Source organism: Coleofasciculus sp. D1-CHI-01 (assembly GCF_040218875.1).
GTDB lineage: Bacteria > Cyanobacteriota > Cyanobacteriia > Cyanobacteriales > Coleofasciculaceae > Coleofasciculus.
This window is the reverse complement of sequence record NZ_JAVJQP010000038.1, coordinates 1-11,308: the sequence shown is the minus strand read 5'-3', so window position 1 is coordinate 11,308 and position 11,308 is coordinate 1. Positions and strand designations below refer to the sequence as shown.

Below are 11,308 nucleotides of genomic sequence, written 5' to 3'. Positions count from 1 at the left end.
TGAAACACCCTGATAATCAAACCCATTAATCAATTCAGATTATTAGTTGGCATTCTTTTGTTTTTTGGACTGTTGGCGTTTAAAGAACGCGCCGAATCCTAACGCCATACCGGAACCCAGAATCGTTAGCGGTTCGGGAACAGCTTCCGGATCAGGCAAATCATCTCCTTCAAATACTACCGAACTGTTTCCATTATTCGGAGCAACAATGTGGTATTCTCCACTTCCCGTAATTGACTTGGCAATCATTTGCCCATTAATATGACCATTCGAGAACTCATTGTACTCAGCCAACGGAGCTAAAACGCTGCCTTGCCAAGAAAAACCTGTGGAGTTTAGCTGCGTAGCATCAACAAAGTTGAATAAAACCCGGTTGGCATCACCGCCATTGGGATTACCATTGAGATTCATTTGAAACCCACTCGTGAGATTGAATGGGTTCCCCGTTACGTTAACCAATACTGTCGAGTTCTGATCAAACGTAAGATTCAAACCATTTGCATTAGCGAGTACAGAGGCATCAAGCTCAAAAACGTTTAGATCGGAACTGGAACCATCTAAATTAAGCGTACCAAAGTTATTTTGGACTGTACTGTTAGTGGCTAGACCCCCCAATTGAGCTGAATAATTTTTGTAGAATTGTTCAGCCTCAGCAAAGTTAATCGGATTTCCGGATTTTAACGTACCATTGGGAATGCTGGGTGCGCTGATGACATTACCACCCACCACCACATCACCGACGAATACCTGACCTCCGTCATAGTCTAAGTCGCCACCAACGACTAGAGTGTCACCTGCGCCGCTAGCGGGTAACTCTGTCGCCGTCCCAAAATTGGTCAGTTTAGCATCCCCACCAGCGGCTATCCTACCGTGAGCGTCTACATTGTAAAGGTCTATATCATCAAAGGCTAAAACATTAAACCTTTCAGCCGGACCGAGCAAAGCCGCTTGAGCAGGGATAGAGAGGCTGAGGGCTGCGGTAGCTCCTAAAACTGTACTGGCACTGGTAACGGCGATTTTCTTTAAAGTATTGTTCATTTTTTTAGAGTGTCGCTGCGTGGACTGTGGAAGTGATGAACCGATTGAGTGATTTGTTTTCATCATATTTTTATTCGGGAACAGTTGGGTAAAGCTTCTGTAAAGATGTCTTAGATACTTTATAAATTTTTTGTAAAGTTTACGAATCGATTACTTTAAGGAATATTTATAAAGTTGACGTAAAGAGTTCCCCAAACTTGATGAAGATTTGATGAAGAGACGTGTTTATAACGAGAACTTACCCCCTGATCGCGGTACTGGAATTACCCCGTTGCCTGATGGGATCAGCTATAGCAACGATCACCTGATCAGCTGCGATCGCTTAATTTAACCGATTACTGAACAATTCTATTCCGGGTCTTGAGTTAGGGCTTAATGCTTAAAATTTTCGTTTTTTTTAATTCACTTTTTTCTATAAAGCTCTTGACTAAGAGACATAGATTTGCTATTTTTAGCTGGAAATCTGGCAAAATCAATCGTCTTTGATTAACTCTTTACATAGAGTATGTAGAGTTTTCATAGAGTGTTCCAGGGAGCAAGTCATAGAGTATTCCAGGGAGCAAGATGCTCCCACTACCAAGGACAAAGGACAAATGACCAATGACCAATGACCAATGACGAATACCGTCACTCATCGCCAGGGTCAAAAATCACCTCAAATTCAGCCCCACGCATAAAGCGACGCAGTACCCGTTTGTGATCTTCAGCGTCTTGACGGTTGTAAAATCGGGCTACCGTATAGCGACGAGCATTATTCAATAAGCGGATAATTACCCAAGGACGGGTTAAGTCTAACGGTTTTTGAATGTCCGACTGATGAGTCAGTGTCTCTAACCGTTCCTGTTTGAGCGCATTACGCACCAATAACATCAGTTGTTTTCGGGCGGGAGTTTCCTGATTGGGTAGAACTGTCCAACTGGCTATCGGCGCGGGTAAATAGGTCAATGTATGAGAATCTTCTGCTTTAGTGACGTTCCAAGCCAGACGGCGAGATTGTTTTTGACAGTGGTATCCCTGCTGTCTGAGAACTGAACAAAGACGTTCACCTTCTTGGGTTAGGCGCAACCAGTCACTGTGCTTCATGGCAATTCGGAGAATAAAGATTAACTAGAGAATTTCTCCCCAATCCCCCAGGAAAACCCGAGAGATAGAGGTTTCGCTAGTTACCCTACTGAAGGTTTATTCTCGAAAACCTATTGCCCGTGTTTTGACAAATCTCTAAATTTGTGGTATAGATACGCTTTCCAGAAATGTAGAGACGTTGCATGCAACGTCTCTACAGGCGCAAGGGTGCAGAGATTGTAAGGACAAATGACGAATGACTAACGAACAATAATCGCCCAAAGGCTGATCCCCAAAGCGACTATCCCTAAATGTTGCATCAGGAGCGATCGCACAGGCTGGCTGGCGATTTTCTGTGTCAGAACCATACTCAGCAGTACGCCAGCAATCAACGTCACTCCCTGTAAAAACGCCATCACCGCCGGATGCGCTACAAACACGGGTAATCCCTCACCATTTAACCCAAACGTGGCAAAGGTTACAGGCAAAATCCGCCCTGCTTCCGTCAACCCCAAACGTAAATGGTGCGCCAGATTCCCCGCTAACACCAAAGGTAAATATCCATACGCCAATTCAATCAGCGATCGCGGCTTGGGATTAGGTATCGTTAAATTGAGCGTCTGAATCAGTCGGTAAGATAATTGAATTCCACCATAAGCAATTAAAGGAATCAACGCCGGGAGACTCAAAACCGCCAACGAAAACCAAGCGTGTGTGCCAAATTGACTCAAATCTAGGTGTAAATTCAGTTGCTGATTTAACTCCGGTAAGCGATGCAAAAACACACCCCCTAACAACAACAACAATAACGCCACCTCATAGCTACGGGGAATATGGGTTGTCCACAACTCAATCCCTGGCGGACGCAAATTCACCTCCACAGAACGGTGCGGACAAGCTTTTAAACAGGTCATACACAAGACACAATCCCGATTATCTTGTAACTGGGCGGGATGGGAATATAATGGACAGCCATTGGTTTCCATTCCCTCTCCCTTCTGGGGTCCCCCTTTATAACATTGATAGGTGGTACATTCGGCTGAACAGGTTCCCTGCTGCGCCCTTAACTCCGTCATCGATAACTTGGCAAACAAACCATTCATTCCGCCAATGGGACATAAATAGCGACACCAAAAGCGACGCTCGAAAATCGCCGAGAAAATCATTGCCCCCGCCGTAATTAATAGGAGTAAACAAGCGGAAAGATACGCCGTATTTTCTAAATCCCAGAGTTCTTCCCACAGGAAAATTAGGGCAAATAAGCCAAACAAAAACCAGCCGCCCCAGGTTTCCGCTAATTGTCGTGACCACGGTTTTAACTGACGCGGAAATAGCCACAGGGATAATTTCTGGGTCACTTCCCCATAAATCATAAACGGACACACGGCACACCAAAGGCGTCCCACAAAGGGAAAGCCAATCAAGACGAGGGGCCACCACCATGCCCAAAAGAGATTTAAGGTAAAGTTTTCCTGACGGGTTTGGGGACCGATAAAGCCCATGATTACGACAAAAGCAAACAAGCTTAAGGTAAACCCATAGTTAATGCGATCGGGCCACCAATCACTTCGTAAAAATCGCCGCAGTTGGGGATAGGCATTTAAGAGATTAAAGCGGAATTGTTTTTTCTTACTCTGGGAGGGCCACAGTAGTTCTTCCGTGAGTTCTTTGCCACAGTCGGATTGAACCAGCGCCCGTTCCACTAAATTTTGTAATTCCCGAAGATTGCCAGGAAAATCATAGGCTTGTAACTGACGCAGGGCTTCGGGTGTAACTTTGGGTTTATTAATTCCTTTGGCGCGACATAAGAGACTAATATAATAGTTCATCTGGTCGCCAATATCGGTTTTTCTCACCCGTAATGGCGGAACTTTTATCACTTGCCCAACTAGAGGGTTAATTGTGGGGAGTGCCGTTTCCGTAATCATAATAATCCGGGCGCTGCACTGTTTCACTTGTGTCGATTGTTCTAGGGAACGGCGAACCGGTTGATAGGTTCCGGTTTCTAAGAGAGTTGCCAGTTGAGGCATTAAATCCTGGGGCAATTCATCGACGTTATTGAGAATCAACGTCCCTGTATTGAGAGAATCAATGAGTCCCGGTTTGCCCCCTTCTCGCCCAAAAAGTTCCGCACCACTGGCTTGAACTTTACTGCAATCGATTTTAATCACAGGTTCGCGGCGATAGGCTGAACCAAAGTGAATCAGTGTGGCGGTGTTATCTTTTTCTAGTCCGGGTTCACCGAAAATGAGTACAGACTGGCGAGTATCAGCAGCTTGTTTGATTTGTTGGCGGAGTCGTACCGCATAACGGCTTCTACCAATAATTCCCCGTTTCGCCTTGTTGACTAAATAGGGGCGCAGCGTCACCTGGCGTTCTTGTTCAACCTTAAGTTGAGACGATAGGTGTGCCAAATCTTGGGCAAGTTGGGGTGAGAAGGCTTGAGAAATTTCTGGATAGTGGTGGATTAATTCTCGGAACTGTTGGGCTGGGATGCGCCACAGGTGAGAGTCGCTGCGGGTGACGATGGTTCTTTGAGCCGATTGATTGAGAAGTAACTCCTGTAAATGAATAACGGCACCCGCAAGCCAACTGACGCCCCAAATCGAACCCAGTTGGTTGGTGCGGTAGCCTTCAATACGCCCCTGTTGCAGAATGTAGAGATAGTCTACCGGGGTATCTTCGATTACCAGACGCTCCTGGGCATTTACCGCTAGCGCTTCCATTCGGGGCGCGATCGCCTGTAAAATTTCATCGGAGAGAATGCTAAAAGCGGTGCGTTCTCGCAGCCATGTCACTAGGTCGGAATAGGTCATCCTGTCCTCATCATCCAATGTAGTTTATAGTTTCTTTATAGATAATCAATGGAGCAATTTCCCTAACCAACGGCAAAACACGACCAAATGATTGAGCTGGCGAATCTCTGGGTTCCTCTAGCGCTTTTGGGCTTGATTATCCTAGCCGCGCTGTTTTTTAGTTGGGCAAGTTAGATGGCTTTTAACTGAGATCTTGCCGCACGGGTAATATATCCCACGTTACCCAATACTGCTCGCAGCGATCCCTAATTTCATTTTTTCTCCCCCCGCTTCCCCAGCTTCCAGACGTAGCATGCTACGTCTCTACATTGCTCCCCCAGCTTCCCCAGCTCCCTCTGCTTCCGTACCCTATTGCCATCCACCATCCCATTATCTCTGGGTATAGGTAAAATATGCATCAGTGATTTTAGCCCCCTTGTTATCTATGAGCGGACATCTGCCGCCGATTAGTGATTTACGCGCTCGCCATACTGGCTGGGATAAACCAACGCCAGAACATCTTAAGGATATTGGCACGATTGAGTTTTTCTGGCGAAACCTGTTTGAGGCAATTTTCCATCCGGAGCAAGGCAACTGGGAATATCATTGGCAGCAGCTCTACAATCTGATTTCGGAGCGATGTCCTGACAATGATGAACGCCGCACGACTATTTTCTACCTAGAGACGGTCAAAAACTGTTTGAAGATAGAGGGAGACTGGAAAAAATACTGGAAACGGATACTGATTTATATGGAAAATGCCAGAGATTGGGCGAGGAAATCGGTTATCCGAGAATGAGCCTGATTTCGGAACGAGTGGGATGATTGATACACCTGTTATAGGAGATGAGGAAGATGTTAGCGAAGCGGGACAAAGTTGGGAAGATGAGAGAGTTGTGAGTTAACCAGCAAAGCATCCTGATCCACACCAGTAAATCCTGAACAAAGGAAAACAAAGGAATAGAGGAGCCGATCAGGATGCCTGAATATCAGTGGAAATTAACGATTATAGAGCGTAACTTGCTGTTATCGAATTGGATGAACCTAATTCCAGAAGCCCAAGAGCGTATGCTAGAAGAGGCGGACGAGTTGATGGCAATGTTACCATTCTCGGATAAGCGACGGTTACTGGCGTCTTTGGAAACGCTTCAGCATCATACCCAAGCCGAGTTACATCAGAAGATTCAGCAGATTTTAGGGAGTCAGATGGAGTTACATGCCGCATAGGAAGGAATTGAAACTTGCCCGCCAGTCTGCCTTTGAGACTTGTCTATGTACCTCACCCCTGTCGCCAACTGCTGTATACAAAATTTAAACAACAGATCATCAGGCATTCATGTAGTATTTGAATCCTGTAGGGGCGGGTTTAGGGATTAATGCCAGCATCAACACCGATAACGTTGAAACAAAACCCGCCCTTAATCCTGTGTATCTCACCCCTAACCGTTGTATTTGATATCTTGCAGCAGTGGTAATCAATCCCTAGTTACCGTGAAGTGGGCAATACCTTGATTTAACCCCTCCCTAACCCTCCCCTTAACAAGGGGAGGGAACTCGAATGAATTAACCTAACCGTTAGAGATTGCCAGATGTCAATCATGCCAATGGTTTGTGTACCTCTATGAGAAAATAGCGATCGCCTCACACGAAGGGAAGCAATAACGTTGCAATCCGACAGTACCAAACCGTAACCCTAATGTAGGGGCGGGTTTAGGGTTTAACGCCAGCATCAACACCGATAACGTTGAAACAAAACCCGCCCTTCATCCTGTGTATCTCACCCCTAACCGTTGTATTGGATGTCTCTACAGACGTACCATGATACCTCTGGAATATTCCCGTACCCGATTCCCGCGATAATCAACCATAGACCGCAAAGCAGTTGAAGAAGCACCGGATGCACTGTAAGACTTATAAGGGCATACCATTGTATCCTGAGTGAGCAGACCACAGTGCAGTTTTTGACCCTAGGCGTTTTTTCGATCAGTGTCCTTTGGCTGATTAGCGGTGCGATTTTCTTCACCCTGCGGATGAAATTTGTTAACATCCGGGGGTTTTGGCATGCGATTGAGGTGTTACGGGGAAAGTACGATGATCCGACGGAAGCCGGGGAGGTGTCTCATTTTCAAGCCCTGGCAACGGCGCTTTCGGCTACTGTGGGATTGGGTAATATTGCTGGAGTCGCGATCGCAATCAGTTTAGGGGGTCCCGGTGCGGTGGTGTGGATGACGCTGGGGGGACTGTTTGGGATGACGAGTAAGTTTGTTGAATGTACCCTGGGGCAGAAATATCGCGTGATTAAACCCGATGGTACGGTGGCTGGGGGTCCAATGTACTATTTGTCGGCGGGTTTGGCGGAAATGGGACACCAGAACTTGGGAAAGGTGTTAGCCGTTATCTTTTCCCTTCTGGGTATTGGTGGCGCATTTGGCGGCGCGAGTATGTTTCAGGCGAACCAATCTTATGCGGCGATAACGACGGTTGTACCCTGGTTTGTGGGGCGCAGTTGGCTTTATGGCTTGATTCTGGTTACTTTCGTGGGAATGGTGATTATTGGTGGGATTAAACGGATTGGTCAAGTAGCTGGTGCGATTGTCCCGGCGATGTGTGTGATTTACTTTTTGGCGGCGCTGTGGATTCTGGTGACGAATTTTAGGGAAATTCCCGCCGCGATGCTGACGATTGTCAACGGCGCATTATCTCCAGAGGCGGTAGAAGGGGGAGTGTTTGGCGTGATGATTCAGGGATTAAGGCGTTCGGCATTTTCTAATGAAGCGGGGGTAGGTTCAGCCGCGATCGCACATTCCGCCGCCAGAACCCAAGAACCTGTGCGGGAGGGGATTGTGGCACTCTTAGAACCGTTTATTGATACGGTGGTGATCTGTAATATGACGGCGTTGGTGATTGTGATTACAGGCGTCTATCGCAATCCAGAATTTAATCAACTCAGTGGCGCGGAAGTCACCTCAGCCGCCTTTGGAACAGCGATTTCCTGGTTTCCTCTGATGTTAGCGATCGCGATTTTCTTTTTTGCTTTCTCGACGATGATTTCCTGGAGTTATTACGGCGAACGCTGTTGGGATTATTTGTTTGGACAGAATAATTTAATTATCTATAAGGTGTTGTTTATCCTGGCGGTTTTTACGGGTGCCGTTTTAAGTTCCGGTGTGGTGATTAATTTTAGCGATGGTATGTTAATCGCTATGTCTTTTCCCAATTTACTCGGCGCTTATTTTTTATCGGGTCAAGTGGCTGGGGATTTAGATAAGTATATGCGGCAATTAAATAAAGGATTAGTTACAGCGCAATAATTGGTGATTGTTCATGGTTAATTGTTCATGATTCATTGTTCATTAGTCTTAAAAACAAGAGCGGGTTTTGTTTTTCCGTTTTCGGTGAGGAGGGCGGGTTTTGTTTTTCCGTTTTCGGTGAATAGCCGAATTTAGTCCCTAAACCCGCCCCTACAATTGTCCCTAAACCAGCCCCTACAATTGTTCCCAAACCCGCCCCTACAATTGTTCCTAAACCCGCCATTAAGATGGATTTATGAGGTTATGTCCCACTGGATCTCATAACTTCCTCCCGCATTATCGCCTGTAATTACTATCCAGTAGTTTCCGGTTTCTTCTGCCTCAAATTTATACTCGCGATCGCGATTCGTTTCTATCCTTTTTAGCACATCTTTATCGGGTTCTAGGATTTGGATGTCTAATACTAAGTTGCAGTCTAAGGTAAAATATGTCATGCTGAGCAAAATGCAGTGAAACGGAATGACGCGAAGCATCTGTCCAGATTCTTCGCTTCGCTCAGAATGACATGAGAATGACATGATAGAACGCAACTTAGTATAAATCGCCTTTCGTCACCTTAGACTGAACGTCGAGGACAACTTCATCTCCAGCATCAACCTCAATTTGCCGTTGTTCTGTCCCCGTGAATGTGTTATAAAAGGCTGTTGTCTGAGTTGGGAGATTCCTACTGAACCAACCCACTCTGAGAGAACTAGAACAGGCAGCTAGCCCAATCACAATGAATCCGAATAGTAAGGATTTAATTCCAGGTTTAATTCCCATAATCTAGGCTTAAGCAAACATCTCGTCAATCAAATCTTGATACTGTTCTCTAACGACATGACGCTTAATTTTCAGCGTCTGCGTCAACATACCATTCTCTTGAGAAAAGGGTTCTGAAATCAGACGAAATACACCAATTCGGTCATTGGGATTATAACCAGGACGATTTTTCACTTCTCGATTGATTTCTTGGCGGAAAAATTCCTGAATCGGTTTGCTATTTAAGTCAATCGTTTCCTCACCGGAAACAGATTCCCCATCCGGGAGTTGCAGGTGATACTGATTTTCAGCCGCCCACCCTTGTAAGTTATCGAAATTCGGTACAATTAAAGCGCCTAGCGATCGCTGATCTTGACCCACCACCACAATCTGATCAATATAACGACTCCGCATACAGGCATTTTCAATCGGTTTCGGTTCTACATTCTCACCGTTACTCAGGACAATTGTATCCTTTGCCCGTCCGGTTAAAACTAAGTCTTCTTGAACCGTTAACCAGCCTAAGTCTTCGGTATTAAACCACCCTTCGGCGTCAATTACTTTATCAGTGGCTTCCGGGTTACGATAATAACCTTGCATGATTTGAGATCCCCGCGCCCAAACTAATCCTTTTTCTCCGTGGGTAAGGGTTTCTCTGGTGTCTGGATCAACAATACGAATTTCTGTTTCTAGAATCGGTTTACCTGCAGAACCCCGGAGGTTATGCCAAGAACGACGGGCAGTTAAGACTGGCGAGGTTTCGGTTAAGCCATAGCCTTCGAGTACCTCAATACCAATTATTTCATAAAAATCATCTAATTTCTGGGCAAGTGCGCCGCCACCACAGATAGTTTGCTTTAAGTTGGCACCGATTTGTTCACGGATTTTCTGATAGATGAATCGGTCAGCTAATGCATGAAGCAGCACCAATGTCAAGCATTGAAGTCTAGCCCAGAGACGTTGGAATCCAGAAGGCTGCTGATGTTCTAAACTTAAGCCATTAACCAGACGACGGGCTTTAATATAGCGATCGCTAATCGAGAAGAGGGCATTAACCAGGCGCTGTTTTCCGGCAGATTCTTTACTCAACTGCTTTTGCACCGTCTCATAAATCGATTCCAATAAACGGGGAACTGAGACAAAATAGTTCGGGTGTTGGGCATTCAGATCCCGCTTAACATGACGCAGCGTGGTATAAATTAGGGTACAGCCTTGGGAGAGGGCAAAGTATTCAATGGCGCGTTCATAGACATGCCAAGTCGGGAGAATACTCAAGACGCGATCGCCTGCTTCTAACTGTACAATTGCACCCAAGCTAGTGATTTGATGTAACAGGTTGCCATGACTGAGCATCACGCCCTTGGGTTTTCCGGTGGTGCCAGAGGTATAGATTAGGGCGGCGAGGGTGTCAGGAGTTTGTTCAATCGGTTGGAATGTGTGATTTTTCCCTTGTTCCAACACTTGGGGAAAATTAAGGATATTCAACTTGGACTCAGCGTCGGGTTCCTGATCGGATAATAAAATAACCAACTGAATTGGCAAATCATGCAAATGTTGATCTAACTTGGTTAAGGTATCTTGATTTTCCACCACTAAGGCAGTCGCTTCGCTATCCTTAAGGATATAGAGAAGTTCCTCTTGTTCCGCTTGAGAACTTCGCACCACATCAACCGCCCCAGTGGTCATAATACCTTGGTCAGCCACAAACCAGCGTGAACTATTTTCCGAAAACAACGCCACCCGATCGCCCGCCGAGACGCCTAACGCCTGTAATCCAGCCGCAAACTGCTGAATTTGCTGCCACATCTGGGCAAAAGTTAGCTTAACGTCGGGTTTAGCGTAAGGGTTGTGTAAGGCGACAGTATCCCCAAATCGCTGGGCGGCTAACGACCAAACTTGGGGTAATGCTGATATGGTGTTGTAATCGGCTTGGTGTTCCAGATTTTGGCGTTCTGGGGGTGTGGGTTTAGACGCGATCGCAATAGCTGGGGCATTCATAGGAATTTTGATTGTGTAGGGGCGGGTTGAGGGACATTCGTTTGGTTGTTAATGGTAACGTTTGTGCCAAACCCGCCCTTTGTTTAGGTTTTGAGTTCTGATTGTGTAGGGGCGGGTTGAGGGACATTCGTTTGGTTCTTAATGATAACGTTTGTACAAAACCCGCCCTTTGTTTAGGTTTTGAGTTTTGATTGTGTAGGGGCGGGTTTAGGGACATTCGTTTGATGGTTAATGATAACGTTTGTACAAAACCCGCCCTTTGTTTAAGTTTGACGGTTGCATCTGTAGGGGCGGGTTTAGGGACATTCGTTTGGTTGTTAATGATAACGTTTGTACAAAACCCGCCCTTTGTTTAAGTTTGAC

Annotated in this window: 9 protein-coding genes; 3 read left to right on the top strand and 6 right to left on the bottom strand. The window is 45.9% G+C overall.

Translation table 11 applies throughout. The features are described 5' to 3' along the window. Positions 1-42: 42 nt before the first annotated feature. From RIB93_RS07360 to RIB93_RS07350, 3 genes are all read right to left on the bottom strand, one after another. Positions 43-1,038 carry a PEP-CTERM sorting domain-containing protein gene (locus RIB93_RS07360; RefSeq protein WP_446371742.1) on the bottom strand — a complete coding sequence of 332 codons (996 nt, stop codon included), beginning with the start codon at positions 1,036-1,038 and terminating at the stop codon, positions 43-45. A 627-nt stretch (positions 1,039-1,665) separates the two neighbouring features. Continuing rightward, on the bottom strand, positions 1,666-2,121 hold the full coding sequence (locus tag RIB93_RS07355) for a hypothetical protein (protein ID WP_446371740.1): 456 nt from the start codon (positions 2,119-2,121) through the stop codon (positions 1,666-1,668). Between the two features lie 239 nt (positions 2,122-2,360). Continuing rightward, entirely contained in the window at positions 2,361-4,916 is a 2,556-nt protein-coding gene (locus RIB93_RS07350; protein WP_446371738.1) for a sigma 54-interacting transcriptional regulator, read from the bottom strand. A 424-nt stretch (positions 4,917-5,340) separates the two neighbouring features. Here RIB93_RS07350 and RIB93_RS07345 point away from each other — a divergent pair, with 424 nt between their 5' ends. The 3 genes from RIB93_RS07345 to RIB93_RS07335 all read left to right on the top strand — a co-directional run bounded on the left by RIB93_RS07345 (position 5,341) and on the right by RIB93_RS07335 (position 8,206). After that, positions 5,341-5,694: a hypothetical protein gene (locus tag RIB93_RS07345; protein WP_446371736.1), complete on the top strand. Its 354-nt coding sequence runs from the start codon at positions 5,341-5,343 to the stop codon at positions 5,692-5,694. 179 nt (positions 5,695-5,873) lie between these two features. Continuing rightward, positions 5,874-6,122 (top strand): hypothetical protein, encoded by a 249-nt coding sequence (locus RIB93_RS07340; RefSeq protein WP_446371734.1) that lies wholly within the window; start codon positions 5,874-5,876, stop codon positions 6,120-6,122. A 725-nt stretch (positions 6,123-6,847) separates the two neighbouring features. After that, entirely contained in the window at positions 6,848-8,206 is a 1,359-nt protein-coding gene (locus RIB93_RS07335) for an alanine/glycine:cation symporter family protein (protein WP_446371732.1), read from the top strand. A 233-nt stretch (positions 8,207-8,439) separates the two neighbouring features. Here RIB93_RS07335 and RIB93_RS07330 read toward each other — a convergent pair whose 3' ends face one another. The 3 genes from RIB93_RS07330 to RIB93_RS07320 are packed head-to-tail and all read right to left on the bottom strand — an operon-like array spanning position 8,440 to position 10,945. Then, a complete protein-coding gene (locus RIB93_RS07330; RefSeq protein ID WP_446371730.1) occupies positions 8,440-8,679 on the bottom strand; it encodes a hypothetical protein in 240 nt (79 codons plus the stop codon). Positions 8,680-8,737: 58 nt separating this feature from the next. Beyond that, positions 8,738-8,968, bottom strand: coding sequence for a hypothetical protein (locus RIB93_RS07325; RefSeq protein ID WP_446371728.1), 231 nt, complete (start codon positions 8,966-8,968; stop codon positions 8,738-8,740). Positions 8,969-8,977: 9 nt separating this feature from the next. Next, a complete protein-coding gene (locus tag RIB93_RS07320; RefSeq protein WP_446371726.1) occupies positions 8,978-10,945 on the bottom strand; it encodes an AMP-dependent synthetase/ligase in 1,968 nt (655 codons plus the stop codon). Between the last annotated feature and the right edge of the window lie 363 nt (positions 10,946-11,308).